The sequence below is a fragment of the Arthrobacter sp. QXT-31 genome, from assembly GCF_001969265.1.
GTDB lineage: Bacteria > Actinomycetota > Actinomycetes > Actinomycetales > Micrococcaceae > Arthrobacter.
This window is the reverse complement of sequence record NZ_CP019304.1, coordinates 3546305-3573005: the sequence shown is the minus strand read 5'-3', so window position 1 is coordinate 3573005 and position 26701 is coordinate 3546305. Positions and strand designations below refer to the sequence as shown.

Below are 26701 nucleotides of genomic sequence, written 5' to 3'. Positions count from 1 at the left end.
TGGCATGAGCAACGACGCCCTTGATGCAGCGGAAGCCTCGGCCGAGTACGGCCTCCCGGACCCCTCGGATGTCCTGGCCCTCGATTCCCTGCTGACCCCCGATGAGCTGGCCCTCCGGCAGCGGATCCGCGACTTCACCGACCAGCAGATCCGTCCCGACATCGCCGACTGGTACGAGCAGGGCGTCTTCCCGATGCACCTGCCCGCGCAGCTCGGCGAGCTGGGCGTCCTGGGCATGCACCTGGAGGGCTACGGCTGCCCCGGCCGGTCCGCCGTCGAGTACGGCCTGGCCGCCATGGAGCTCGAGGCCGGCGATTCCGGAATCCGCACGTTCGTCTCGGTCCAGGGTTCCCTGGCCATGACCGCCATCCACAAATGGGGCTCGGAGGACCAGAAACAGGAGTGGCTCCCCCGGATGGCCGCGGGCGAGGTGATCGGCTGCTTTGCGCTGACGGAGCCGACGGCGGGGTCGGACCCGTCGTCGATGGCCACCGTCGCGCGGCAGGACGGAACCGGCGAGGATGCCGGCTGGGTCCTGGATGGCGCCAAGCGCTGGATCGGGCTCGCGTCGGTTGCCGATGTTCTGGTGGTCTGGGCAAGGACCGACGACGGCGTCCGCGGCTTCCTCGTGCCCGCCGGCACGGCGGGCGTTACCGCCGCTCCGATCGGGCGCAAGCTGTCCATGCGCGCGTCCATCCAGTGCGATGTGACGTTCGACGGCGTGCGGCTGGGTCCGGAGGCACTGCTGCCGGGCGCGCTGGGGTTGGGCGGTCCGTTCAGCTGCCTCAACGAGGCACGGTACGGCATCGCCTGGGGGGCCATGGGCGCGGCCCGCGACTCCTATGAGGCGGCGCTGCGGTATTCGCTGGACCGCCAGCAGTTCGGCAAGCCGCTGGCCGGCCACCAGCTGACGCAGGAGAAGCTCGTGAACATGCTGCTCGAGGTGCAGAAAGGCACCATGCTCGCCCTGCACCTGGGCCGGCTCAAGGACTCCGGCCACCTCCGGCCCGAACAGATTTCGCTGGCCAAGCTGAACAACGTCCGCGAGGCCATCAAGGTGGCGCGGGAAGCACGGACCATCCTAGGCGGCAACGGCATCACGCTGGATTATCCGCCCCTGCGGCACGCCGCCAACCTCGAGTCGGTGCGCACCTACGAAGGGACGGACGAGGTGCACACGCTGATCCTCGGCCAGCACATCACGGGGCTCCCGGCGTTCCGCTGATCCCGAACGGCTTTAGCCCTCGCCGTGGCCGCACGGCCGGGAGCATACTGGGCACATGGCTGACGCTGACGATTTCCTCGCCTTGGGAGGGACCGGGGAACATCGGGTGGACAGTAGTCCTGCTGCATGGTTCCTCAGCGGCGATGAGCGGGAGAATGCAGCCACCGACGTACACGCGGGCGGCTCCGGATCGCTGTCCTGGTCGGAGGGCAACCTCGTGCGGCCACTGATTGACGGGGCAACCTACTTCGCCCGGCTGCATGAGGAGCTGTCGGCCCTGAAGCCGGGAGACCGTGTGTGGTTCACCGACTGGCGCGGCGATTCCGACGAGCGGCTGACCGCTGACGGAGCGGCTATTGGCGAGTTGCTGGCGCGGCTGGCCAAAGCGGGCGTGGAAGTGCGCGGCCTGATCTGGCGATCCCACGGCGAGCGCGTGAAGGCCCCGATGAGTTGGCGGTCCAACGAGCTCCTCAGCCGCCGGATCAACGACGCCGGCGGGGAGGTGCTGCTGGATCAGCGTGTGCGACTCTTCGGCTGCCATCACCAGAAACTGGTGGTCATCCGCCGGCGCGACGACCCCGCGCTGGACGTCGCGTTCGTGGGCGGGATTGACCGGGACGATGCCGAACACCGGGGCGACCCGCAGGCGTTGACCATGGATTCCCGGTACGGGAAACAGCCACCGTGGCATGACGCCGCACTCGAACTGCATGGCCCGGTAGTGGCCGATGTGCTGGAACTGTTCGCCGAACGGTGGAATGACCCCCATCCCCTGGACCGTCGCACGCCTTACCGGATGCTGCTGCAACGCCTGGCCGACATGCCCCGGCACCCCGAACCGCTGCCAGAGACTGCGCCGCCGCCACCACCTGCGGGACCCCACGCCGTGCAGCTGCTGCGCACCTACGGCATGAAGCATCCGCCGTTCCCGTTCGCACCCAGTGGTGAGCGGAGCGTTGCCCGGGCCTACACGAAAGCCTTCGCCCAGGCCCGCTCACTGATCTACATCGAGGACCAGTACCTCTGGTCCGAAGAGGTCGCAGCCGGAATCGCAGCGGCGCTTGAACATAACCACGGGCTGAACGTGATCGCCGTCGTTCCCCGCTACCCGGACTCCGACGGCATTCTCGGAGGGCCCCCCAAGCGGCTCGGGCAGATGCGTGCCATCAACAGGATGCGCCAGGCTGCACCCGACAGAGTTGGAGTGTTTGACCTGGAAAACACGGCCGGAACTCCGATCTATGTCCATGCCAAGATCTGCATCATCGACGACGTGTGGTTGACCTGCGGATCGGACAACTTCAACCGCCGGTCCTGGACCACCGACAGCGAACTCACCTGCGCCGTGATCGACACCAGCGCCACCCGCAGGGAACCGGCCGGCGCGGAGACGGACACCGGGACCTCCCGCCCGCTGCCCTACGGGCTGCGGCTCCAGCTCTGGGCCGAACACCTCGGCCTGGACGAGAATGACCCTCAGCTCCAGGACCCGGCGGCTGGGCTCAAACTCTGGAACGCCGCCGCCGATGCTCTGGACCAGTGGCACAGGGGCGGCCGCCGCTCGCCGCGCCCCAAGGGACATGTGCGCCACCACACCACAGAACCCGTGCGGCCTATTCACCGTCTCTGGGCGGAGGCTGCCAACCGCCTCGTGGTAGACCCGGACGGCCGCCCCCGCCGGATGCACGGCACCCCGTTCTAGGAGACTGCTGAACTAATTGCTTTTGAAGGGCTGGTCCGGGGCGTTCATGTGTTCCGGGCCAGCCCTTTGTCACTTGTCTGGGTTTTCGGGACTGGGTCGTTTTAGGTGGTTTCGGGCTTTGGCGCCTGTTGATCGGGTGGGTGGGTTGTCTGCGGCCCGGCGTGAGAGGCCTGCTTCTGGCTTCTGGCTTCTGGCTTCGGGTTTCAGGCGATGGCCCAGGATCCCTGTTCGCTGGTGAGCCCGAGCTTCAGGAGGCGTTTGAGGTTCACTGCGGCGATGCGCAATTGCCACCAGGCTTGGTTCTTCGTGGTTCCGCGGTAGCGCAGGCGCCGGTTGTCTTTCACGAGCCACGCGATGGAGCGTTCGACCATGGGCCGGTGACGCGTGTAGTCGGCCTGGAAGCTGTTTTCTTGAGCTGCGGTGCGGTGCTCGCGCATCAGGGCGTGCTCGGGATGCAGCTCAATTTTCCGGCCCCGGGCTGCGGTCGTGCAGCGGGACTTCAGCGGGCAACCGGTGCAGCCTGCGCCGAACGTGACATATCCCTTAGCGGTGATCGCGCGCACCAGCCCGTTAGGGCAAGTCAGCGTTCCGGCCTGATGGTCGTAGGTAAAGTCATCAATCGTGAATCCGCCCTCGATCGCCCGGGCCAGGGGCTTGGGCTTGATCAAGGCGGTATGCCCGGCCGCGGCCAGGGTCCTGAGCAGTTCTCCGGTTCCATAGGCCGAGTCCGCCAGCACCTGCACGCCGGTGGTGATCGTCTGGTCCAGCTCCAAAAGCATGGCCCCGGCTTCGGCATCGGTGGCACCCTCGCCCGCGGCCTTGGTGAGCGCCGCGGCGGTCACCAGTCCGGTGTCCGGTTCGATCACGATGTGGGCCTTGTAGCCATCCCGGCGGTCTTCCCGGGTCTTATGCGCATGCCGGGTGTCCGGGTCCACGGTGGAGATCATCCGGTCCGGGGCGACTTTCCGGGCGATCCTCCACCGCCCGTCCGTCCCGTCCGAATCCTCGGCTGGCTCCACGTCCTGCCCGGCGACAAGGGCCAACAGCGCGTACGCATCAGCGGCCCTGCCATCCAGGGTCTCGGGATCGACCGCCGCAAGCAGGGCCATGGCGTCGGTGACCAGAGCCGAGATCAGCCCGTCCTTTGCGTCCCGGTCATCCCACGCGATGTCAGGCTTGCCGGTGCGGGTGTAGTCATACCCGGTGGCCTGGGTGGTGATCAGATCCTGCCCGCCGGGGACGTCACGGCCAAAACGGCGTATGCCCGCGATCAGCTGCGTGATGGTGTCCTGCCTGGCGACCGCGTCGTCCAGGACCGTGGAGTCCACCGCCCGCCGGCGCTTCCCCTTCAGCACCCCGGTCTCGGCGACGACTTCGGCGATGGCCTCCATGATCCGGTGCGGGTTCTTCGAGGCGGCCAAGCGCCTGCGCCAGTACGTCAGCGTGCTCGGGTGAAACGCCGTATCAGTGAGCCCGTACCCGCATGCGGCTTTCCACCGCAGATCATAAGTCAAAGCCTCGGCGGTTTCCCGGTCAGATAAACCCAGCAATGCCTGCAGCACCAGCACCGAACCGATCACCGGGGCCGGAACCGATGGCCTGCCCCGGTGCGACGGGAACAGGTCCTCCATCATTGAATCCGGGAACAGCCGCCCCCGATCCGCGGCCAGAAAAGCGAAAACGCTGCCCGGGGCCAACAACTCCCCGGCCAGCGCCTCCACATCCAAATACCCACGCTGCGCGTCTTCGCGTCCCTGCATAAGCCCAGTCTTAACCACCCAGCTCACGAGTCCAGCCGACGCGCCCCACTACCGCCGATTAGTTCAGCAGTCTCCTAGGCAAGCAGGCTGCCGCTGTCCCCGGCCCTCGCGGGGCCGGGCAGCCGGGAGCATACTGGGCACATGTCTGACTCGGATGATTTTCTGGTTTGGGTGGGGTCGGCGCTGTACGAAGCGGAACTGGCCATCCACAACGGCGACGCCGGGCCGCGGCGGGCGATCTGGTCCCGCAACGAACCCGTGAGCGTCCTGGGCGCATGGCGCAACGCCTTCGGGCAGCAGGAACTGGATGAGCTGTTCGCAGGCCTTGCGAAGCAGTTCTCCAATTGCACCTCGTACCGCTTCGAACTGCTCGCATACGACGTCGTGGGAGACATGGCCTACACAGCCGGACTGGAACACACTTCGGCCTCCGTGGACGGCCAGCCGCGCAGCTATGTCCTGCGGGCCACGCAGGTGTACCGGCGCGAGGACGGCGAATGGAGGGTCGTCCACCGGCATGGCGACACGGTGAGCCCGTAGGCTCGTCGGCAGCTCGCCCACTGCTCACGGCATGTCTATCTGTAAGTACCCAGTTCGAGGTCCCAATGGAGGCATCAAGATGACAGCCGAACGCACTGTTCTGGTTACCGGAGGCGCCCGCGGAATCGGCAGGGCAGTTGCCGAACGGTTAGCGGAAAGCGGCTGGAAGGTGGTTGCCACCTATAACACCGGCCTCGATCAAGCAAGGGAGCTGGCGCGAACGCACGGCGTGGAGATACGTCAGGTGGATCTGGCAGACAGAGCCGAATCACTGGACTTCGCCCGCCGGATCAGTGAGGAATTTTCCTTCGGCGGACTTGTCAACAATGCCGGGATCCTCGAAAAGGAGCCTCTCGGGGAAATGACTCTCGATGCCTGGGACAGGACCTTTGAAGTCAATGTCACGGCACCGCTCATCCTCGCCCAAACAATCGGCCCTCACATGTCCCGTGGCGCGAGCATTGTAAACATTGCCAGCATTGATGCCTACATCGGATCCTTCCGAAGCTTCGCCTACTCGGCCAGCAAAGCGGCTCTGGTTTCAGTCACTCGTAGCCTCGCAAACGTCCTTGGCCCCCGGGGCGTCCGGGTGAACGCTGTGAGTCCAGGCTGGGTGGACTCCGGCATTCTGACTGAATCCTATGAAGCAGCAAGCCTGACACCATTGGGTCGCAATGGAAGTCCCCTCGACATTGCCCGGACGGTCGCTTTCCTCCTGAGCGACGACGCATCGTTCATCACAGGAACATCAATCGTCGCTGACGGCGGGTACACCGGCGTTGACTACTTCATGCACAAGGAGAATGAATCCCTTCACTAAACCCAATGACCTTCCGGCTTCTCGCTTCACCCTCCCGATACCTGCCGTTATCTGCCGTGCCATCCGGGATGCCTACGTTTGAACGCACCCGCAACCGGGCATCCCATCACGCACCTGGAGAAAACATGAAGACGAAGCGCGCCCTGGCCATTGCCGCAGTGGCAGCCGCCGCCCTGACAGCCGGAACCTCGGCTGTGGCCACCAACGGGCAGACCCCGCAGGGCCTCACGGCGGAGGCCGAGGCTTTCATCAAGGTGGACCGCAACACGCAGTGGAAGGAGGTCCAAAACCTCAAGCTGGACTTCCCGACCTTCCACCCGCAGGGCATGTCGCTCGTCGGCGACAAGATCTTCCTCAGCAGCGTCGAGATCCTCGAACCGACCGTGCGCTACCCCTCCCCCGTCGACGGTTACGACCGCACAACCGGCAAGGGCCGCGGCCACGTCTTCGTCATCGACCGGCAGGGCAAGCTCCTGAAGGACATCGTTCTGGGCGAAGGCACCATCTACCATCCGGGCGGCACGGACTTCGACGGCGACAGGGTCTGGGTCCCCGTGGCCGAGTACCGGCCCAACAGCAGCTCCATCGTCTACACCATCGACCCAGACACCTATGAGGTCATAGAGCAGTTCCGCCAGGCGGACCACATCGGCGGTGTCGTCGCAGACCGCAAGACCAACCGGATCAGCGGCGTGAGCTGGGGTTCCCGCAAGCTGTTCACCTGGAACAGCCAGGGCCGGCTGCTGGGGACACAGGGCAACCCCAGCCACTTCATTGACTACCAGGACTGCGAGTACGCCGGTGCCGGGCACCAGCTCTGCTCGGGCGTGACCGGCCTCAAAACCGCCGACGGGAAACCTTTCGAACTCGGCGGCCTCGCCCTGACCGACCTGTCGGACGGCACTATCACCCACGGGGTCCCCTTCCAGAAGTTCTCCACCGCCGGCCACTCGATAACCCGCAACCCGGTCGCCCTGGAATCCGACGGAGAGGTATTGCGTCTGTTCGCCGCCCCCGACGACGGCAAAGAGGCCGCCGGCACCGAGCTCTTCATCTTCGAAGCCCGCCCCTGAGGCGTTAAGCCGAGAACCCGCCGTCGGCCTTAATGAGCTGCCCGGACACCCAGCGGCCTGCCGGGGACAGCAGGAAAGCCACGGTTCCCGCGACGTCGGCGGGCGTGCCGAGCCGGCCGCCGGGCTGCCGCCGGGCGAGCCCTTCGCGGAGTTCATCATCCATCCAGCCGGTGTCCACGGGTCCGGGATTCAGCACATTGGCGCTGATCCCCAGCGGCCCCAGTTCACGCGCCGCGGCGATCACGATCCTGTCCAGCGCCCCTTTCGACGCCCCGTACGGGAGGTTGAACGCTGTGTGGTCGCTGGTCAGCGCGACGATCGCGCCGCCGTCGTCCACTGCCTGCTGCGCGAAGGCGCGGACAAGCTGCCAGCTGGCCCGGGTGTTCACGGCGAAGTGCCGCTCGAAGCTTTCCAGCGTGGTGTCCAGGATGCCCGAGTCGACGGATTCGGCGTGGCTGAGCACCATCCCGTGCAAGGTTCCTGCCTGAGCTGCAGCTTCGGCCATGAGCCGGTCCACGGCGCCCGGGTCCTGAAAGTCGGCGGGCAGGGCCAGCACCCTGGAGCCTGCGGCCTGCAGTTCAGGGGTGAGCCGCCCGACGTCGTCCGGCTGAATTCCCCAGGGCATGCGGGCGTCGTAGTCCTGCCAGTAGGTCAGCACCAGGTCCCAGCCGTCGGCGGCCAGCTGCCGGGCGATCCCCGCGCCAATCCCCGCGAGCCGTCCCACCCCGGTCACGAGTGCCGTTTTGGCCGTGGCATTGCCGTCGGTCTGTCCCATGTCGCGTCCCCCAGTGGTCGTGCGGCAGTTTTGCGCCTGCAGGAGCCTCCCCCGGGGCGCCCGCCCAGTTTACAGAAGCGGCTAGTCTACTGAAGCGGCAGCCACCGCGGCGGGCTGCGGCCGTCCGCCGTCCTTGCGGATGGTGGCACTGATCACCGCGGCGATGGTGCACATGGCGGCGGCCCCCAGCCAGGCGTACGTGTAGTGGCCGGTGGCGTCCCGGATGGCCCCGGCTGCGAGGGCGGCCGCGGCGGCACCCAACTGGTGCGCCGCAAACACCCAGCCGAACACCACGCTGCCGTCGGCGCCGAACACCTGGCGGCAGATCGCGGCGGTGGGCGGTACCGTGGCCACCCAGTCGAGGCCGTAAATCACCACGAACACGATCATGCTCGGCTGGACCGAGGAGCCCAGCAGCAGCGGGAGCACCAGGAGCCCAATCCCGCGGAACTGGTAGTACACGGCCAGCAGGATCCTCGGATTGAACCGGTCGGTCAGCCAGCCGGAGGCGATGGTGCCCAGGATGTCGAAGATCCCGACGACGGCGAGCAGGCCGGCCGCTGTTGTCTCCGGCATGCCGTGGTCATGGGCGGAGGGGATGAAGTGGGTGCCGATCAGCCCGTTCGTCGTGGCGCCGCAGATGGCGAATCCGGCAGCGAGCGCCCAGAACGTGCGGTTCCGGCTGGCGCTCCGCAGCACCAGCAGTGCCCGGACGGCAGCGTTGCGGCGGGGTTCGGCGGGCGTTCCTGCTCCCACGGCGGGCGCATTTTCTGCAGGGGCAGCGGACGGTTCCTCCGCACCGTAAGGCAACACCCCGGCGTCGGACGGTGAGTTTTTCAGGAACTTCAGCACCAGCGGAACCACTGCCAGGGCACCGGCGGCGATGAGCAACGAGGCCTGGCGCCAGCCCGGGTCCTGGGCGAGCACTGCGATGAACGGCAGGAAGACCAGCTGTCCGGCGGCGCTGCCGGCGGTGAGGATGCCGATCACCAGTCCCCGGCTCCTGGTGAACCAGGTGTTGGCGATGGTCGCCGCGAACACCAGTGCCATGGAACCGGTGCCGAGCCCGATCAGCAGGCCCCAGGTGAGGAGGATCTGCCAGGACTGGTTGACCAGCACGGTCAGGGCACTCCCGGCGCCGATCAGCGCGAGGGCGACGGCGGTGACGGCCCGGATGCCGAACCGTTCCATGAGGGCGGCGGCGAAGGGGGCCGTAAGCCCGAAGAGCACCAGGTTGATGCTCACCGCGGCCGACAGCACCGTGGTGGACCAGCCGAACTCCTGCTGCAGCGGCACCATGAGCACACCGGGCGCGGCACGGAATCCGGCTGCCCCGACCAGCGCCAGGAACGCGACGGCCGCAACGGTCCATGCCGGGTGCAGCCGGCGCCGCTTCTTAGGCTTGTCCTCTGGAGTTTTTGTCCAGATATCATCCTCTAAAGACCCTTCAGGCCGCGATATCTGTACAAAAACTCGGGGCTCTTCGGAGGTGCTCATGCGCCCGTTCCTCTTTCTCCGCCGCCATGAACGCGGTTGGCTGCTGTCTCGGTGTGCTTGTGGGCCGTCGCCAGCGGGATCGGCTCATCGCTGCGGGTCAGGCTGTGCCAGCTGGTGTTCTCCACGGTGAGCCGTTCTCCGCACTCCGTGCAGGTGTCCGCGGACGAAGTGCGCTGCCCGCAGGCTGCGTGGACGATGTACACATGTGCCTGCTCCGACGGCGCCTGCAGGTGCTTTTCGGACCAGAGCACGACGGCGTTCAGCACCGGCAGCGCATCTTCGCCCTTGGCGGTGAGGACGTATTCGTGCCGGGTGCGGCCGCCGTCGTCATAGGGCTGCCTGGACAGCAGCCCCGCTTCGACGAGGGCGGACAGGCGCCGGGTGAGGACCGAGTCAGCCACCTGGAGGCGGGTTTTCATCGCGTCGAAGCGGCCGTTGCCGAAGAAGACCTCACGGAGGACCAGCATTCCCCAGGGGTCGCCGAAAATGTCCAGGCCACGGGCCATGCTGCAGTTGCGCTGGGACCAGTCGGAGCGGAGAGGCATGCTCCGACCGTAGCTGACTTTCTTGAAGAAAGCTAGCTCCGCGAACGGATCCCGGTTCTCGAGGGCCGGTAGGCGGTGGCCCAGTAGGCAAGGAGCGCCACGCCGCACGCCACGCCCAGGCTGGAGGCCACCAGCGGCCACTGCGTCTGCGGGTTCACGCCCCACACCTCCGCCCCGGCCGCCACCGCGAGGTCCTTGGGGGCGAGGTAGAAGGCCACGGCCGACGCCGCCACCACCACCCAGCCGGCCAGCCGCATGCGGCCGGTCCGGGAAGGGACCCGGTGCATGGCGAAGGCCATCGACGGCAGGGCCACCGCGATCCACACCCAGTGATGGGACCAGGACACCGGACTGACCAGGAGCATGAGCACCGCGGTCGCCGACACTGCCACGAAGTTCTCCTCCACCGCCACCGCCCACCTGATGACCAGAGCAGTGAGACCGGCGAGGGCCAGTGCGAGCACCAGCCAGAGCAGGCTGGTGGACCCCGAATCCGGCAGTCCGAGGTGGAGCAGCAGCCCCTTCAGCGACAGGTTGTCCACGTACCCCGGATCGCCGATGCGCCCGGTGTTGGGCAGGATTGTGGCCCAGAACATGGCTGAAGCATGGGGCAGCGCCGCCCAGGCCACGGCGATGGAGCCGAGGAAGCCGGCCGCCATCCAGCCCAGCGCCTTGAAATCACGGCGGACCAGGAAGTACAGGCCGAACGCGAGCGGGGTCAGCTTGATGCCGGCGGCGACGCCGATCAGCAGGCCGGCAGGCCAGCGGATCTCACCCGCGCGGGATTTTCCGTGCAGCGCGAAGTCGGCCAGGATCAGGCCCATCAGGATGATGTTGATCTGCCCGAACACGAAGGTGTCCCGCCACGGGCCCAGCAGCACGATCGCACCCGTCCCGGCCAGGGCCACGGTCCGGAACCGCCAGTCGGCAAACGCGTCGCGCCAGCGGGTCATCCCGAAGTAGTGCCGGGCAAGCCATGCCGACACCACCGCCGCGCCGCCCAGCGCGGCCCAGATGAAGAGCTGCCCGCTCTGGCCGAGCGTCATGGTGGCCAGGCCGGCGAACAGCAGCGCAGCGAACGGCGGATACGTGAACGGCAGGCCGTCCCGGGGTGCATACAGCTCGTTAATGCCGGTCTCGCCGGTCTGCAGCACCTTGGTGCCGCCGTAATAGTAGACCTCGAAGTCGTTCATGTCCGGCGGGTACTGCGCGTACAGCACCTTCAGGGCAACGACGGCGGCAACCGCACCGGCCGCCGTCGCCAACCATCCAAGGGCACGCCGTGCCCTCGCCCGGCTGCCGGTCCCCGGCCCTGCACCGGGGACTTCCTGCGTCTGCGGAGAGGCCGTCACTGGATGTGCGTGAAGGCTTGCTCGAGATCGGCGATGAGGTCCTCGACGTCCTCGATGCCGCAGGAGAGCCGGATCAGGTTAACGGGTACAGCCAGTTCGGTGCCCTTGACCGAGGCGTGGGTCATCTCGGAGGGGTAGTTCATGAGCGACTCGATGCCGCCCAGCGATTCAGCGAGGGTAAAGACCGACGTCGATTCGGCCACCTTGCGCGCAGCGGCCTCGCCGCCCTTGAACTGGACCGAGACCATGCCCCCGAACTTCCGCATCTGCTTTTTGGCCAGCTCATGGCCGGGGTGCGAGGGCAGGCCTGGATACAGGACCGCTTCGACCTCCGGCCGTTCCAGCAGCCATTCCGCCACGGCCTGGCCGTTGTCGCTGTGCCGGTCCATGCGGACGCCCAGCGTCTTCAGTCCGCGAGTGGTGAGGAAGGCGTCCATCGGGCCCGAGACGGCGCCCACGGCGAACTGCACGAAGCCGATCTTCTCAGCCAGGCCGGCGTCCTTGACCACGACCGCACCGCCCACCACATCGGAGTGGCCGCCGATGTACTTGGTGGTGGAATGGACCACGACGTCGGCACCCAGGTCAAGCGGGGTCTGCAGGTAGGGCGACGCGAAGGTGTTGTCGACGATCAGGAGGGCCCCGGCGTCGTGCGCCACCTTGGCGAGCGCCTCGATGTCGGTGATCTTCATCAGCGGATTGGACGGCGTTTCCACCCAGACGAAGCGGGTCTTGTTGGCGGCGACGGCCGCCTCGACGGCCGCGAGGTCGGCCATGTCCACGGGGGTATTGCCGATCCCCCACTCGCCCAGCACGCGGCTGATCAGCCGGTAGGTGCCGCCGTAGGCATCGTTGCCGAGCACGATGTGGTCGCCGGGACGCATCAGCGCGCGGATCAGCGAGTCCTCGGCCGCGAGCCCGGAGCTGAAGGAGAAGGCGTGCGTGCCGCCCTCAAGCGCGGCAAGCTGTTCCTGCAGTGAGTCGCGGGTGGGGTTGCCGCCGCGGCCGTATTCGTAACCGTCCCGCAGCCCGCCGATGCCGTCCTGGGCATACGTCGAGCTGAAGTGCAGGGGCGGAACGACGGCGCCGGTGCGCGGCTCGAAGGCCTGGCCGGCGTGCACGGCGCGGGTGTTGAATCCTTGGTTCTCTTCAGGCATGGGGGCTCCTTGATCAGTTGCTGAGGTAGGGATCAGTTGCTGAGGTAGGCGAGGAGGTCGTGGCGGGTCAGGATGCCGATGGGCGCGCCCACGAATGTCACCATTACGGTGTCGACGTCGGAGAGCAGTTGGCGGGCGGCGGAGATGGTTTCGAGCGAGCCGATCACGGGCAACCGCTCCCCCATGTGCTCGGCGATCTTGTCCGTCAGCTTGGCCTCGCCGCGGAACAGCTTGGCGGTCAGGGACCGTTCATCCACGGCGCCGAGCACCTCGCCCATCACCACGGGCGGCTCCGCCGACAGGACGGGGATGTGGCTGACGCCGAACTCGTTCATGATGTTGATGACGTCACGGACGGTTTCGTTCGGGTGGATGTGCACCAGATCCGGCAGTTCGCCCGTCTTGGACTTGAGGACCTCGCCCACGGAGGCCTCCTCGCCGCCCGAGAGGAAGCCGTAGGAGCGCATCCACTGGTCGTTGAAGATCTTGGCGAGGTAACCGCGGCCGGAGTCGGGCAGGATCACCACCACCACTGCGTCCTCGGGGAGGTCCCTGGCGGTGCGCAGCGCGGCCACCACGGCCATGCCGGAGGAGCCGCCCACCAGCAGGCCCTCCTCGCGGGCAAGCCGCCGCGTCATGGCGAAGGAGTCGGCGTCGCTGACGGCGAGGACCTGGTCCGGGACCGACTTGTCGTAGTTGCCCGGCCACATGTCCTCGCCGACGCCCTCGACGAAGTACGGGCGCCCCGTCCCGCCGGAGTAGACCGAACCTTCAGGGTCGGCGCCGATGATCTTGACCCGGCCGCCCTCGGACTCCGGACGGTCCGCCGAGACTTCCTTGAGGTACCGGCCGGTGCCGGTGATGGTGCCGCCGGTGCCGGCGCCGATGACGCAGTGCGTCACCTTGCCGTCGGTGTCGCGCCAGATCTCGGGGCCGGTGGTCTCGTAGTGGCTCAGCGGCGCGGCGGGGTTGGAGAACTGGTCCGGCTTGTAGGCGCCGGGAATCTCGGTGACCAGGCGGTCGGAAACGCCGTAGTAGCTTTGGGGGCTGTCAGGTTCGACGGCGGTGGGCGTCACCACCACTTCGGCACCGTAGGCCTCCAGGACTGCTCGTTTGTCCTCGCCCACCTTGTCCGGGACCACGAAGATGCACTTGTAGCCTTTTTGCTGCGCCACCAGGGCCAGTCCCACGCCGGTGTTCCCCGAGGTGGGTTCGATGATGGTGCCGCCCGGCTTGAGCTTGCCGTCGCGTTCGGCTTCCTCAACCATCTTCGCCGCGATGCGGTCCTTGATGGATCCGCCGGGGTTCACGTATTCCAGCTTCACGAGGACGGTGGCCTTGACGCCCTCCGTGACGTGGTTCAGCTTGATGAGCGGGGTGTTGCCGATGAGGTCCAGGACCGACTGGGCGTACTTCATGGGTACCAACTTACCGTCTTGGGCCGCGGCACCCGCGCGGCCACGGCCCACGTTGGCCGCTTGCCTCAGCCGGCGGCGCCGCCTGCATCTGCCGGCAGGTTCTCCCAGAGCCCCAGGATGTTCCCCTCAGTGTCCTTGAAGTAGGCGTAGTGGCCCATGCCCGGGATGGTCTCCTTGGGCTTCACCACCGAACCGCCCAGCTGCTCAACCGTGCGCAGCGTCGCATCGATGTCCTCCACGTCCACGGTGATGACAGGCGTGGTCAGCTCCCCCTCCCTGGCCATCATGCCGCCGTTGATGGCGCCCGGCTCCGTAGGCCGGCCGTTTTCGTCCATCGGGGTGGTGATCACCACGTTGTAATCCATTTCCGGCATGGGGTCGATCCGCCAGCCGAGCGCCTGGTTGTAGAAGTTTCTTGCGCGGTCCTGGTCGTCCGCGGGGATTTCGAAATGCACCACTCCACCCATTGCGATCACCTACAGCTCGAAGGAAGGGACGCGGCCCACCCGCGCCACACTGGGGATTGTAGTCCGGGCACCATCCCCGGTTAAGGGCCTGGTGGAAACCCTCCCGGCGGGACGGGCGGCAGCTTTGTCAGTCCGGCGTGGGACGATGAATGCATGACCATTGCTGACGCCCCCGCCCGGCTTGCCGCCGCGGCGGACGCGTCCCTGAGGTGGCATCCGGGCGGCCCGTATGACCTGCGCCGCACCCTCGGAATCCTGATGCGCGGCAACGGTGACCCCTCCTTCTCCTCGCGGCCGGACGGGCTGTGGATGGCGTTTACGACGCCGGATGGCCCGGTGACACTGCGCCTCACCGTGGCAGATGACCGGGCCGGATCTCCGACTGACCGGGCCGGATCTGCGCCGGACGGCGGCCCCTGCATCGATGCCCAGGCCTGGGGTCCAGGTTCCGGTGCTGCCCTCGCAGCTCTTCCCCGGCTGCTCGGTGCCGGCGACGACTGGTCCGCATTCGACGAGCCTTCCTTCGCCGCCACGCTCCCCCGCATGGTCCGCGAAGCCCGACGCCGGAACCCGGAAGTCCGGCTGCCGTCCACCGGGCGGATGGTTGATTCCCTTGTACCCACCATTTTGGAGCAGAAGGTCACCGTCATCGAGGCGCGGCGGGGTTTCCGCTACCTGATGTACCGGCACGGAACGCCCGCCCCCGGCGCCGGTACCGTCGCACCTCCCGGGCTGCTGGTCCGGCCCACCGCGGAGGGCTGGCTCCGCGTCCCGTCCTGGGAATGGCACCGGGCGGGTGTCGGCCCGCAGCGGTCGGCGACCGTCATGCGCGCCCTGCGTTCCGCCGTCGCACTTGAACGCCTGGCTGCCCTGCCGGCGGCCGAGGCAGCCGCCAAGATGCAGACCATCCCGGGGATCGGGGTGTGGACGGCCGCGGAGGTGGTGCAGCGGACGCACGGCTGCCCGGACTCCATCGCCGTGGGCGACTACCACCTGGCCGCCTATGTGGGCGCGGCGCTGACCGGACGGCGCACCGACGACGCCGGGATGTTGGCGCTGCTGGAGCCGTGGGCAGGGCACCGGCAGCGGGTGGTCCGGATGCTTGGCCTGAGCGGCTTCCGGAAACCCACCTTCGGCCCGCGAATGACCATCCAGGACCACCGCGCCCACTGATCTGGCGCGAACGTACAGTTGGGGCCCCAGGGAAGCGCTTTCCAAGGGCCACAACTGTACGCTCGCGCTCAGAGACCCAGGCGGGCGACGGCTTCCTCGCGCATCTCCACCTTGCGGATCTTGCCGGACACCGTCATGGGGAAGCTGTCCCGCACCTCGACGTAGCGGGGCACCTTGAAGTGCGCCAGCTTTCCGCGGCAGAACTCCGCCACCGCCGCGGCGTCCAGCGGCGCGGCCCCGGGCTTGAGGATGACGCAGGCCATGAGTTCCTCGCCGTACTTGGCGTCCGGGACTCCGATCACCTGCACGTCCTGGACGGACGGGTGCGTGTAGAGGAACTCCTCGATCTCGCGCGGGTAGATGTTCTCGCCGCCGCGGATCACCATGTCCTTCATCCGGCCCTCGATCACCACGTACCCGTCGTCGTCCATCCGCGCCAGGTCCCCGGTGTGCATCCAGCCGTCCGCATCGATGGCCTCGGCTGTTTTCTCGGGCTGGTTCCAGTACCCCTGCATCACGGCGTAGCCGCGGGTACACAGTTCACCGATCTCGCCCCGCTCCACGACCTCCCCGGCCAGATCCACGATCTTGCTTTCCAGCCGCGGCATGGTGCGTCCTACGGTTTCCGTCCGCTGCTGCAGGGTGTCGCCGGCGCGGGTCATGGTGGACACCGGCGACGTCTCCGTCATGCCGTAACAGATGGCCACGTCCTTCATGTTCATCTCGGAAATCACCCGGTTCATCACCTCGATGGGGCACGGCGAGCCGGCCATCACCCCGGTGCGGAGCGTGGAGAGGTCGTACGAGGCGAAGTCGGGCAGCGCGAGCTCGGCGATGAACATGGTGGGAACCCCGTACAGCGACGTTCCGCCGAAATCCTGCACGGCCTCCAGCGCGGCGGCCGGCGTGAAGCCCCGTCCCGGAATGATCGTCGCGGCGCCGTGGCTCAGTGCGTTCAGGTTCCCGATCACCATTCCGAAGCAGTGGTAGAAAGGCACCGGAATCACCACCCGGTCGTGCTCGGTGTACCCCAGCAGCTCGCCGATGGCGTACCCGTTATTGAGGATGTTGTGGTGCGTCAGCGTGGCGCCCTTGGGGAAGCCTGTGGTTCCGGAGGTGTACTGCAGGTTGACGGGATCGTGCGGACCGAGGCCGGCCATGCGGGCCAGCAGGACAGAATGCCCGACGGCGTCAGCCCGCTTCAGCAGCTCAGCGTAGGTGAGCTCCTGCTCACTTAGGGGGACGCCGGCGTCGAGCCCCTCCAATCCGAAATCCGGCAGGAACACGAGCTCGCGGAGGTCGGGGCATTCGGCGAGCGCCTGGCGGGCCATGCCCACGTAGTCGCTGTTCCGGTCCGAGGGTGCCGTGACCAGCATCCGCATGCCGTTTTGTTTCACCACGAACTCCAGCTCGTGGCTGCGGTACGAAGGGTTCACGTTCACCAGGACCGCCCCGATCTTCGCGGTGGCGTACTGCAGGATGGTCCATTCCGCGCAGTTCGGGCTCCAGATGCCGATCCGCTCACCCTTCGCGACGCCCAAGGCGAGGAGCCCGCGGGACAGCCGGTCGACGTCGTCGTTCAGTTTGGTGTAGCTCCAGCGGCGGGCATCCGCGCCCGGCACGGGGGCGGCTTCGATCAGCGCGTCATGCAGCGGGAACTGCGCCACCACGCGCTCAAAGTTCTGGCCGATGGTTTCCTCGAGCAGGGGGACGTCTGCGTCCCCGGCGGTGTAAGCGCGCATGGTGGCACGCTATCAACTGGGCGGATGCCAGAGAAGCAGTACGGGGCCGCTTGACGTAACCGGTCAGGGCGCACTGCCGCGGGCCGGTATTGTGAAATCCATGAGTGCACCCATCGACCTGCAGGCCACGTTCATCCCCAACGACGGCGAATTCTTCCGTGTGAAGCTCGCCCTGGAAATCGCCATCGACGAGGTAGTCAACGAGCCCGGCTGCATCCGGTACGAGCTCACCGAGGCGACGGAGGAGAAGCTGGTCCTGACTGAGCGCTGGGAGTCGGAAGAGGCCCTCGACGCGCACTCCAAGGGCATCGCCCTGCAGGACCTGAACGAATCCCTCAGCGCGCTGCTGGCCGAACCGGTCAAGGTGGAACGCCTCTAGTTTTTCGGCAACGAACAACGCGGGGTCATTCTCTGCCAGAGAATGACCCCGCGTTTTCTGGTTAAGAGAGAGCGCTTAGAAGTCCGGGATCTGCGAGCCGTCCTGCGGTCCGGCGTTCTTGGCTGGGGCGTTGCCGGCCGCTGCGGCAGCCTCGGCCTGGGAGCGGGCCACGTGCGCGTGGACTTCCTCCATGTCGAGGGCCTTGACGGCGTCGATGACCTGCTCTAGCTGCGCGGCGGGCAGCGCGCCGGGCTGCGAGAACACCAGCACCTTCTCGCGGAATGCCATCAGCGTGGGGATCGAGGAGATGCCTGCCTCCGCTGCGAGCTGCTGCTCGGCTTCGGTGTCCACTTTCGCGAAGACGACGTCCGGGTGCTTCTCGGACGCCGCGGAGAACGTGGGAGCGAACTGGCGGCAGGGGCCGCACCATTCAGCCCAGAAGTCCACCAGGACAATGTCATTGCCCTCGATGGTCGATGCGAACTGTTCACCTGTGATGTCAACGGTAGCCATGGTTCAACCGTACGCGAGCCGTGTCCGGAAGTCCCGCGGCCCGGAGTCTTGTTCGCTCCCCGCGTCACCGGGAATATTCCATGCCGGCCGAAGTACACCCGTTGCCCGGGGCGTCAGGGCCCGTCCGGCATCCGGAAAATCTGCGGCTTCTGCGGAAAACAAGTGCCTGCTCCCGGAAAAACGAGTATTTCCTACTCGTGCACCGCCCGCCCGGTGCTTCCTACACTCGAATCAGGCTGGGGCCGGCACGTTAGCGAGCGTGCACCACTTCTGAATAGCGGTCATGCGCCCCCATATGCCGTGCTTCCGCCCCCGTGGGCCCGAGCGACTCCTGTGTCTGCGCGTCACCGTCCGCCGCGCACCCGGACATCCGCCTGCGCATCACGCAAAGGTCCGCCATGAACCAACAGGAGACGCCAGATCCCCCCGATACCTCTGGCCACAACAGCTTCGCCGAACCCGCCTTAGGGCGGCATGGACCGCTGGCCGGAAGGCCGGCCGCCCGGCTGCTGGTCATTTCCGCCGCGGTATCCGCCGCCCTGTTGGCGGCCTCCGCGGGCGTCAGTGCCCTGGTAGCGTCCGACGGCGGGAACCCGGCCGCCGCCGTCGGCCAGCTTGTCGCCGTCGAACAGACAGCACCCTCGGCCCCCTCCGCAGCAGCGGCGCCGGCGGCCAATGCACCGGCGAAGGCCCTGGCAGCACCCGCGACCGCGGCGCCTGCAGCGAAGGCACCCGTGAAGACCGGGCCCAAGACGGCAGCGAAGGCAGCCGCCAAAGCACCAACCGCCGCCAAGGTGCCGGCGAAAACGGCAATCGTCCGCAAAGCTGCGCCGGCCCCTGCGCCGAAGCCGACAACATACCGGGTGGTTGCCGGCGACACGGTCAGTTCGATTGCAGCACGCTTCAACGTCAGCACCGCGGGGATGCTCGCAGCCAACGGCCTTGGACCCAGCTCCGTCATCTTTCCCGGCCAGACGCTCAAGCTGACCGGACCCGCGGTGTCGGCGCCCGCACCGGCTCCCGCGCTTGTTCCTGCTCCTGCACCCGCGCCAGCGCCCGCACCTGCGCCGGCTCCTGCTCCAGCCCCGGCCGTACGGACCATCTACGTGGCCGGCGCCGGCGGCCAGGCGATGGTGGACGCCTGCATCGGGCCCATCCATTTCACGCCCACCGACGGGTACTCGCTCTTCATCACGGAGCACGATTTCTGCGGCGGCTGGGCGCGCTTCTCCGGAATCGGTGTCGGTGAGCGTGTGGACATTCCGGGCTACGGCTCCTACCTGGTATCGGCCCGCGGCCAGGTGCCGAACCCCGGGACCACCAATCATGTCGCTGCAGTGTTCGGCGGCTTCCCCCGGGCGGTCCTGCAGACCTGCATCCCCGGCACCACCCAGATGCTCGTCATAGCGCTGAACTGACCGGATTCCGCGACGGGTTCGGGACCGGCCGGGACACCAGGAATTCCCGGCCGGGAACGGGCGCGGCTGCTCCGGCCCCGCCCGTAAGATCATGCCCATGACTCAGCAACGCTACCGGGACCTTGCCGAATGGCCGCTAATGGGGACGGCCATCGTGTTCCTGGCGGCGTACGCGTGGCAGGTGATCGGCAGGATGGAAGGCCGCGGAGCCGAGTGGCTCGAGGCCACCATGTGGACCACGTGGGGCATTTTCGTGCTGGACTATGCGGCCAACCTGTGGCTGGCAGAAGACCGCTGGCGCTGGTTTGTCCGGAACCTGCACGAACTGCTGATCGTCGCCCTGCCGTTCTTCCGCCCCCTGCGGCTGCTCCGCCTGGTGACCCTGCTGTCGGTGCTCCACCGGACCGTGGGTGAAACGCTGCGCGGCAGGGTGGTGACCTACGTGGCCGCCTCCGCAGCCCTGCTGGTGTTCGTCGGCGCCCTGGCCGTTCTCGACGTCGAGCAGTCCGCTCCGGATGCCAAGATCCTCACGTTCGGCGACGCCGTGTGGTGGGCCGTGGCCACCATCACCACGGTGGGCTACGGCGATATGTACCCGGTGACTGGGCTCGGCCGCCTCGTGGCGGCGGCGCTGATGATGAGCGGCATTGCGGTTCTGGGCGTGGTGACGGCCGCCATTGCCTCGTGGCTGGTGCGCCGGGTCGAAGAAACAACGGTGGCAGCGGCCGAGTCGGCCGAGGAGCCGGTACTGACGGAGGTGGGCGAACTGGCAGCCGAGGTCGCCGCCCTTAGACGCGAGATCGCCGAGCTGCGGCGCGATCCTGCTCCCTAGGTCTGCGGAACCCAAGAAAGCAGGACCGGCAAGCAAAAGGCCTCCGGAACCAGTAGGTTCCGGAGGCCTTTCACAATGTGGCAGATGAGGGATTCGAACCCCCGTAGGCGTTGCCAGCTGATTTACAGTCAGCCCCCTTTGGCCGCTCGGGTAATCTGCCGAACTTCAAAAGAAGATCACCCCGGTTTTGTTTCCATCCCCGCGGGCAAGACAACCTTACAGAACTTCTGCCCAAGAATCGAATCGAGCGCCGCCGAGCCCGAAACGCCCGCGAAATCAGGCTTCGCCGAGGATCCGGCCGGCGAGCTTGGCCTGGAACCGCAGCGCCTGCTCCTCGGTGATCTGGTTGAGCTGCACGGCCCGCTGGAGATCCGCCTGCACTCCCTCCAGCCGGGTCGAGGCGTCGGCTACGGGGCTAAGGATGATGGATGCGGCCACGGCAGCGGCCGCCACGGAAGAGGCGGCCGTGGCGATGGTCCCGGCGGCTGCCGCGGTGGACTTGGTGACGTAGCGGACGGCCTTGTGGGTCATTGCTTTCCTTCCGAGCGGCTTCCAACTGCTACAACTCTGGGCGCCGAAGCTTCGTTCCCGCCCTGACTTGGCTATGAGTGAACTGTGAATGCCGCCCACCTTCACTTCCCCGCCATCCGTACTACGCTGGAATCCAGATATCCCTACCCTGCCCGGAGCGTCACCGCCCGGGCGACGCACGCACCAGCAAAGGAGAGTCATGGCAGGCGAGTCCACATTCGACGTCGTAAGCAAGGTAGACAAGCAGGAGGTGGCCAACGCGCTGAACCAGGCGCAAAAGGAACTCGCCCAGCGCTACGACTTCAAGGGCGTGGGTGCCGAGGTCGACTTCAGCGGCGAGAAGATCCTGATGAAGGCGAACTCCGAGGAGCGCGTCCTGGCAGTGCTGGACGTGCTGCAGTCCAAGCTGATCCGCCGCGGCATCTCCCTCAAGTCCCTGGACACCGGCGAACCGTACGCGTCCGGCAAGGAATTCCGGCTGGAGGCCTCCATCAAGGAAGGCATCGCGCAGGACCTCGCCAAGAAGATCAACAAGCTCATCCGCGACGAGGGACCGAAGTCCGTCAAGTCGCAGATCCAGGGCGATGAGCTCCGCGTCTCGTCCAAGTCCCGCGACGACCTCCAGGCCACCATGGCCCTGCTGAAGGACTTCGACGAGGCCGACCTCCAGTTCGTGAACTTCCGCAGCTAGCGGAACGGGTCTGGCGACGCGCCACCGGTCTGGCGACGCGCGAATGGGCCGGCGACACTGGAATTCAGGTGTCGCCGGCCCATTTGCGCGTCATAGGCAATTTTCCGCGTCTCGGAGAAAGGACAGGACATGAACTTCGCGGTCACCCCTGAACCGTGGGACGCCGAGGACGGCGCCGCGCTCCGCAGCATGCAGCGCGCCGAACTCGATGCCCGTTACGGCAGCGACGACCACGAGCCCGGATCAGCGCCGAGCGCCGAGGACATCACCGTGTTCCTGGTGGCCCGGAACCGCGAGGGAACAGCAATCGCGTGCGGCGCCCTGCGCCAGCTGGACTCCCGGTCCGCGGAAATCAAGCGGATGTTCGTGCTGCCGGAGCACCGCGGAAGCGGCGCGGCCACGGCCGTCCTGCGAAGCCTGGAGGCCGAGGCCACCCGCCTGGGCCTGGCAGAGCTCAAACTGGAAACCGGCACAGCCCAGCCGGACGCCATCCGTTTTTACGAGCGTGAGGGCTACCGGCCCATCGACAATTTCGGGCCTTACGCCGGCGAGCCGCTGTCCGTCTGCTACGCCCGGTCTCTCTGACACGGCCCGCCTTACCAGGCGACGCGCAAATTCCCACCCGCTGCAGGTATTCCGGCCGCGCCAGGGATTGTGCGCGTCGCAGAAAATTGTGCATGTCGCAGGGTGCGGCGGGTGCCACAGAGCGGAAAGTACGACGGCGGCCCTTACCTGAGCGGCCGGCCCGCCATTCGCTCCAGGCGGCTGATGCGGTCCTGCATCGGCGGGTGCGTCGCGAAGAGCTTGCTGAGCCCGCCGCCCCGGAACGGGTTGGCGATCATCAGGTGCGAGGCGTTGACCAGCCGCTGGTCCTGCGGAAGCGGCGCAGCCTGGACGCCCTGGTGGATCTTGTGCAGGGCGGAGGCGAGGGCCAGTGGATCGCCGGTTAGCTGCGAACCGTCCTCGTCGGCGTCGTACTCCCGCGTGCGGGAGATGGCCACTTGGATCAGTGATGCTGCCAGCGGTGCCAGCAGCGCCATGGCGATGAGCGCCAGCGGATTCGAATTCCGCCGGTCCCCGCCGCCAAAGAACAGCAGCATCTGCCCCACCGACGTGATGACTCCCGCCACCGCAGCGGCCACGGACGAGGTCAGGATGTCGCGGTTGTAGACGTGCATGAGCTCATGGCCGAGGACGCCCCGCAGTTCCCGCGGGGTGAGGAGCTGCAGGATCCCTTCCGTGCAGCAGACGGCCGCGTTTTGCGGGTTCCGCCCCGTGGCGAAGGCGTTGGGCGCCATGGTGGGCGAGACATAGATCCGCGGCATGGGCTGGTTGGCGCGGGCAGAGAGCTCCCTGACCATCTGGTACAGCTGCGGCGCCTGCGCTTCGGAGACGGGATAAGCCTGCATGGACCGGAGTGCGATCTTGTCACTGTTCCAGTAACCGTAGGCCGTGGTCCCCACGCCGATCAGTGCCATGATCAGGATCGGGGTGGAGCTGCGGGTGTTGGCGGCAATGAGCGCTCCCAGGCCCAGCAGGATCGCCCAAAGCACGCCGAACAGCGCCGCCGTTTTCAGTCCGTTGTGGTGATTGTGCACTCTTGCCTCCCGCAGCTCAGAAGACGGACCGGCACCTCCCTACGGAACCGGATTCCGCGCGTCGTACTTCATGAAGCCGGACTGCCACCGCGCCACTGTCCAGGCCACGACGATGCACAGGACGCCGCCGAGCAGCAGGACCCAGCCCTCACTCAGAATTTTAGTGCCGCCACCGGCCAGCATGTCGCCAAGCCGGGGGCCTCCGGCAACCACCACAATGAAGACGCCCTGCAGGCGGCCGCGCAGGTGGTCGGGGGTCGCGGCCTGCAGGATGGTGGTGCGGAAGACGGCGCTGATCGAGTCGGAGATTCCCGCCAGGGCGCAGCAGAGGGCCGCCGGAATCAGCCACAGGGTCACTCCTTCGGACCCGGACCGCCCGGCCAGCACCACTACCAGGCCTAACCCGGCGATGGACGCACCCCAGCCCATGACGGACCACACCACTGCGCTTCCCTGCCGCCGGATCGCGCCGAGCGGCCCGGAAAAGAGGCCGGCGAGGAAGGCGCCCACCGCCACGGAGGCCAGCAGAATACCCACCGTTGTTTCCCCGCCGCCGATCATGAGGGCTCCGACGGCGGGCAGCAGCGCCCGCGGCTGGGCCAGGATCATCGCAATCAGGTCAAGGATGAACGTCATCCGCAGGTTGGGCCGCGTGCCCAGGAACCGGAAACCCTCGACGACGGACCGCAGTCCGGCACGCCCCGCCTCCTCCGCCGGCGGCATGGGAGGAAGCTTCAGCAGCGCCCAAAAGGCAAAGACGAAACTGACGGCGTCCAGTGTGTACGTCCAGCCGAAGCCGACACTGGCCACCAGGACGCCGGCCAGCAGCGGCCCCGCCGTCATGGACAGGCCGAACGTCACCATGTTCAGTGCGTTGGCGGCCGGCAGGAGCTCTTTGCGCAGCAGCGCGGGAATGATGGCGCTGCGCGCCGGCTGGTTGATCGCCTGCGCCCCGCTCTGCACGGCCACCAGCCCGTACAGCAGCCACACACTGCCCACCTCCAGCCAGGCCTGGAGGGCGAGTCCGCCGGTGGTCAGCCACAGCACCCCGGACGACAGCAGCGCCACCGTGCGGCGGTCGTGGGAGTCGGCGATGGAGCCGCCGAGCAGACCGCCGAACACCAGCGGAACCAGGGCAAAGATGCTGAGCAGGCCGACGTACAGGCTGTCCTGGGTGAGCCGGTACACCTCGAGGCCCACAGCCACAAGGGTGAGCTGGCTGCCGATGTTGGAGACCGCCGAGCCAATCCACAGCCGGCGGAAATCAGGGCTTTCGCGCAGCGGAGTGATGTCAGCCAGAAGTTTTCCCACCCGGCAACTTTAGCCTCAGGAGGAACTTAGCCTCACCTTATTGTGATCTAGTCAAAATAAGTGCTTCAATGGAGTCATGACCGATCACCCGGAAAGCCACGAAGCATGGGCCGCGGCCCTGCGCGCCCACGGCCGACGGGTGACCAAGCAGCGGCTGGCAGTGCTGGCCGCCGTCGAACACCACCCGCACTCCCCGGCGGAAAACATCCTGGCGGCTGCCCGCGAGGAACTGCCGGAACTGACGGCGCAGTCCGTGTACGTGGTGCTGGGTGATTTGACGGACCTGCAAATGCTGCGCCGTTTTGAGCCTCCGCATTCGCCGGCACTGTATGAGACGCGGGTGGGCGACAACCACCATCACGCGATCTGCATCAGCTGCGGCCGGGTGGAGGACGTCGACTGTGCCGTCGGCCATGCCCCGTGCCTGACACCGCACTGGAACGAGGATTCCCAGCCCATGACCATCCAGATCGCGGATGTCATGTACCAGGGGATCTGCGGAGAGTGCCAGCGGGCCCAAAAGCTTCCTGCAAACGTAAATGGCAAGTAATCAAGTAATTAGGAGAAAGATGACTTTGAACATCTCTGCGCCTGTTGTGTCGACCACGCAGTCGGGTGCGCCTGTCAGTTCGGATTCGCATTCGAAGTCTGTCGGTGCTGACGGCGCGATCATCCTCACGGACCACTACCTGGTGGAAAAGCTCGCGCAGTTCAACCGTGAGCGGGTCCCGGAGCGTGTGGTGCACGCCAAGGGCGGCGGCGCGTTCGGCACGTTCAGGACCACCGAGGACATCTCGAAGTACACCAAGGCCGCGTTCCTGCAGCCCGGTGTCGAGACCGAGATGCTGATCCGTTTCTCCTCCGTCGCGGGCGAGAACGGCTCCCCGGACACCTGGCGGGACCCGCGCGGTTTCGCGGTGAAGTTCTACACCACTGAGGGCAACTACGACCTCGTGGGCAACAACACCCCGGTGTTCTTCATCCGCGACGGGATCAAGTTCCCGGACTTCATCCACTCCCAGAAGCGCCTGCCCGGCACGCACCTGCGCGACGCGGACATGCAGTGGGACTTCTGGACCCTGTCCCCCGAATCCGCCCACCAGGTCACCTGGCTGATGGGTGACCGCGGCCTGCCCGCGTCCTGGCGCGAAATGCAGGGCTACGGCTCGCACACCTACCAGTGGATCAACGCCGAAGGCGACGGTTCTGGGTCAAGTACCACTTCCACTCCAACCAGGGCGTGAAGAACATCACCGGCGAAAGCCGAGGCCTGGCCGGCTCGGACGCGGACTTCTACATCCGCGACCTGCACGAAAACATCGAAGCCGGGAACCTCCCTCCTGGGACCTGCACGTGCAGGTCATGCCCTACGAGGACGCCAAGACCTACCGGTTCAACCCGTTCGACCTGACCAAGGTCTGGCCGCACGCGGACTACCCGCTGATCAAGGTCGGCACCATGGAACTGAACCGGAACCCGGAAACTACTTCGCGCAGATCGAACAGGCCACCTTCGCCCCGTCGAACTTCGTGCCCGGCATCGCCGCGTCCCCGGACAAGATGCTCCAGGCCCGGATCTTCTCCTACGCCGACGCCCACCGCTACCGGGTGGGCACCAACCACGCCCAGATCCCGGTGAACCAGCCCAAGAGCCCGGTCAACAACTACAGCCAGGACGGCGCCGGACGCTACCTGTTCAACGCCCCCACCGTGCCGGTCTACGCCCCGAACACCTCGGCGGCCCGGCCGCCGTGGAACCGCAGTCCCCGGCCGGCGGCTGGGAAAACGACGGCGAACTCACCCACGCCGCGCACTCCCTGCACGCCCAGGACAGCGACTTCGGCCAGGCCGGCACCCTCTACCGCGAGGTCTACAACGACGCCGAAAAGGCCCGCTTCCTGGACACCATCACCGGCGCCGTGGGCGGCGTGAAGAGCCCCGGCATCAAGGAACGCGCCATCCAGTACTGGACAAACGTCGACGCCGAACTCGGCGCCAAACTCCGCGCCAACCTCGGCCAAGCACCCCTCTCCGACGCCGAAGCCGCCAACAAAATCGGCTAACAGCACCGGAAAAAACACCACGGAACCCCGCCACGGCACAGTGACCCGCTCACCACCGCGGCGGGGTTCCCTGCGTTAACAGGATCGGCTTCCGAGGCGCGCTCCGCGCCGGCGGGAAGA

The 26701-nt window shown here is 67.0% G+C and carries 25 protein-coding genes, 1 tRNA gene and 1 pseudogene; 13 read left to right on the top strand and 14 right to left on the bottom strand.

The features are described from left to right. Positions 1-4: 4 nt before the first annotated feature. Both BWQ92_RS16160 and BWQ92_RS16155 read left to right on the top strand, forming a co-directional pair. Positions 5-1225, top strand: a complete 1221-nt coding sequence (locus tag BWQ92_RS16160; protein ID WP_076801103.1) for an acyl-CoA dehydrogenase family protein — start codon at positions 5-7, stop codon at positions 1223-1225. Positions 1226-1280: 55 nt separating this feature from the next. Then, on the top strand, positions 1281-2927 hold the full coding sequence (locus tag BWQ92_RS16155; RefSeq protein ID WP_157365180.1) for a phospholipase D family protein: 1647 nt from the start codon (positions 1281-1283) through the stop codon (positions 2925-2927). 203 nt (positions 2928-3130) lie between these two features. Here BWQ92_RS16155 and BWQ92_RS16150 read toward each other — a convergent pair whose 3' ends face one another. Further along, a complete protein-coding gene (locus BWQ92_RS16150) occupies positions 3131-4687 on the bottom strand; it encodes an IS1182 family transposase (RefSeq protein ID WP_076800345.1) in 1557 nt (518 codons plus the stop codon). Between the two features lie 141 nt (positions 4688-4828). On the opposite strand from BWQ92_RS16150, the gene BWQ92_RS16145 reads away from it, so the two are divergent. The 3 genes from BWQ92_RS16145 to BWQ92_RS16135 all read left to right on the top strand — a co-directional run bounded on the left by BWQ92_RS16145 (position 4829) and on the right by BWQ92_RS16135 (position 7120). Continuing rightward, positions 4829-5227 (top strand): nuclear transport factor 2 family protein, encoded by a 399-nt coding sequence (locus tag BWQ92_RS16145; protein ID WP_076801101.1) that lies wholly within the window; start codon positions 4829-4831, stop codon positions 5225-5227. Between the two features lie 79 nt (positions 5228-5306). After that, complete coding sequence (locus BWQ92_RS16140; protein WP_076801099.1) at positions 5307-6047, top strand: SDR family NAD(P)-dependent oxidoreductase; 741 nt, start codon at positions 5307-5309, stop codon at positions 6045-6047. Between the two features lie 125 nt (positions 6048-6172). Beyond that, positions 6173-7120 carry a DUF6454 family protein gene (locus BWQ92_RS16135; protein ID WP_076801097.1) on the top strand — a complete coding sequence of 316 codons (948 nt, stop codon included), beginning with the start codon at positions 6173-6175 and terminating at the stop codon, positions 7118-7120. A gap of 4 nt (positions 7121-7124) precedes the next feature. Here BWQ92_RS16135 and BWQ92_RS16130 read toward each other — a convergent pair whose 3' ends face one another. From BWQ92_RS16130 to BWQ92_RS16100, 7 genes are all read right to left on the bottom strand, one after another. Then, complete coding sequence (locus BWQ92_RS16130) at positions 7125-7895, bottom strand: SDR family oxidoreductase (protein ID WP_076801094.1); 771 nt, start codon at positions 7893-7895, stop codon at positions 7125-7127. An 81-nt stretch (positions 7896-7976) separates the two neighbouring features. Further along, on the bottom strand, positions 7977-9392 hold the full coding sequence (locus BWQ92_RS16125; protein WP_236782981.1) for an MFS transporter: 1416 nt from the start codon (positions 9390-9392) through the stop codon (positions 7977-7979). Next, positions 9389-9937, bottom strand: a complete 549-nt coding sequence (locus tag BWQ92_RS16120) for a winged helix-turn-helix transcriptional regulator (protein WP_076801092.1) — start codon at positions 9935-9937, stop codon at positions 9389-9391. The genes BWQ92_RS16125 and BWQ92_RS16120 overlap by 4 nt, the downstream gene beginning before the upstream one ends. Before the next feature lie 32 nt (positions 9938-9969). After that, positions 9970-11289, bottom strand: a complete 1320-nt coding sequence (locus BWQ92_RS16115) for a glycosyltransferase family 87 protein (protein ID WP_076801090.1) — start codon at positions 11287-11289, stop codon at positions 9970-9972. Beyond that, positions 11286-12446 (bottom strand): cystathionine gamma-synthase, encoded by a 1161-nt coding sequence (locus BWQ92_RS16110; RefSeq protein ID WP_076801087.1) that lies wholly within the window; start codon positions 12444-12446, stop codon positions 11286-11288. Before BWQ92_RS16110 ends, BWQ92_RS16115 begins: the two co-directional genes overlap by 4 nt. Before the next feature lie 32 nt (positions 12447-12478). Then, a complete protein-coding gene (locus BWQ92_RS16105) occupies positions 12479-13864 on the bottom strand; it encodes a cystathionine beta-synthase (protein WP_076801086.1) in 1386 nt (461 codons plus the stop codon). A gap of 65 nt (positions 13865-13929) precedes the next feature. Then, positions 13930-14331 carry a VOC family protein gene (locus BWQ92_RS16100; protein WP_076801084.1) on the bottom strand — a complete coding sequence of 134 codons (402 nt, stop codon included), beginning with the start codon at positions 14329-14331 and terminating at the stop codon, positions 13930-13932. A gap of 153 nt (positions 14332-14484) precedes the next feature. On the opposite strand from BWQ92_RS16100, the gene BWQ92_RS16095 reads away from it, so the two are divergent. Then, positions 14485-15504, top strand: a complete 1020-nt coding sequence (locus tag BWQ92_RS16095) for a DNA-3-methyladenine glycosylase family protein (protein WP_076801082.1) — start codon at positions 14485-14487, stop codon at positions 15502-15504. Between the two features lie 68 nt (positions 15505-15572). On the opposite strand, the gene BWQ92_RS16090 is transcribed toward BWQ92_RS16095, so the two are convergent. After that, the gene (locus BWQ92_RS16090; protein ID WP_076801080.1) at positions 15573-17246 is read right to left on the bottom strand and encodes an AMP-binding protein; all 1674 of its coding nucleotides are present in this window, start codon (positions 17244-17246) and stop codon (positions 15573-15575) included. Positions 17247-17346: 100 nt separating this feature from the next. On the opposite strand from BWQ92_RS16090, the gene BWQ92_RS16085 reads away from it, so the two are divergent. Continuing rightward, complete coding sequence (locus BWQ92_RS16085) at positions 17347-17625, top strand: putative quinol monooxygenase (protein WP_076801078.1); 279 nt, start codon at positions 17347-17349, stop codon at positions 17623-17625. Between the two features lie 75 nt (positions 17626-17700). Here BWQ92_RS16085 and trxA read toward each other — a convergent pair whose 3' ends face one another. Beyond that, complete coding sequence (trxA, locus tag BWQ92_RS16080) at positions 17701-18138, bottom strand: thioredoxin (protein WP_076801076.1); 438 nt, start codon at positions 18136-18138, stop codon at positions 17701-17703. A 398-nt stretch (positions 18139-18536) separates the two neighbouring features. On the opposite strand from trxA, the gene BWQ92_RS16075 reads away from it, so the two are divergent. Together BWQ92_RS16075 and BWQ92_RS16070 are read left to right on the top strand one after the other, a co-directional pair. Beyond that, a complete protein-coding gene (locus tag BWQ92_RS16075; protein WP_076801074.1) occupies positions 18537-19556 on the top strand; it encodes a LysM peptidoglycan-binding domain-containing protein in 1020 nt (339 codons plus the stop codon). 97 nt (positions 19557-19653) lie between these two features. Next, on the top strand, positions 19654-20388 hold the full coding sequence (locus tag BWQ92_RS16070) for a potassium channel family protein (RefSeq protein ID WP_076801072.1): 735 nt from the start codon (positions 19654-19656) through the stop codon (positions 20386-20388). 78 nt (positions 20389-20466) lie between these two features. Here the strand turns inward: BWQ92_RS16070 and BWQ92_RS16065 are convergent. Together BWQ92_RS16065 and BWQ92_RS16060 are read right to left on the bottom strand one after the other, a co-directional pair. Next, positions 20467-20548 (bottom strand) — tRNA-Tyr (locus tag BWQ92_RS16065). Between the two features lie 116 nt (positions 20549-20664). Then, entirely contained in the window at positions 20665-20919 is a 255-nt protein-coding gene (locus tag BWQ92_RS16060) for a hypothetical protein (RefSeq protein WP_076801070.1), read from the bottom strand. A gap of 199 nt (positions 20920-21118) precedes the next feature. Here BWQ92_RS16060 and BWQ92_RS16055 point away from each other — a divergent pair, with 199 nt between their 5' ends. Both BWQ92_RS16055 and BWQ92_RS16050 read left to right on the top strand, forming a co-directional pair. Next, on the top strand, positions 21119-21610 hold the full coding sequence (locus BWQ92_RS16055) for a YajQ family cyclic di-GMP-binding protein (RefSeq protein WP_076801068.1): 492 nt from the start codon (positions 21119-21121) through the stop codon (positions 21608-21610). A 129-nt stretch (positions 21611-21739) separates the two neighbouring features. Then, positions 21740-22195, top strand: a complete 456-nt coding sequence (locus BWQ92_RS16050) for a GNAT family N-acetyltransferase (protein ID WP_076801066.1) — start codon at positions 21740-21742, stop codon at positions 22193-22195. 143 nt (positions 22196-22338) lie between these two features. Here BWQ92_RS16050 and htpX read toward each other — a convergent pair whose 3' ends face one another. Beyond that, the gene (htpX, locus tag BWQ92_RS16045; protein ID WP_076801064.1) at positions 22339-23208 is read right to left on the bottom strand and encodes a zinc metalloprotease HtpX; all 870 of its coding nucleotides are present in this window, start codon (positions 23206-23208) and stop codon (positions 22339-22341) included. Between the two features lie 39 nt (positions 23209-23247). Beyond that, on the bottom strand, positions 23248-24519 hold the full coding sequence (locus BWQ92_RS16040) for an MFS transporter (RefSeq protein WP_076801061.1): 1272 nt from the start codon (positions 24517-24519) through the stop codon (positions 23248-23250). Between the two features lie 76 nt (positions 24520-24595). On the opposite strand from BWQ92_RS16040, the gene BWQ92_RS16035 reads away from it, so the two are divergent. Continuing rightward, on the top strand, positions 24596-25069 hold the full coding sequence (locus BWQ92_RS16035) for a Fur family transcriptional regulator (RefSeq protein ID WP_076801058.1): 474 nt from the start codon (positions 24596-24598) through the stop codon (positions 25067-25069). A gap of 19 nt (positions 25070-25088) precedes the next feature. Further along, positions 25089-26581, top strand: a pseudogene (locus BWQ92_RS16030) (catalase). The last annotated feature ends 120 nt before the right edge of the window (positions 26582-26701 follow it).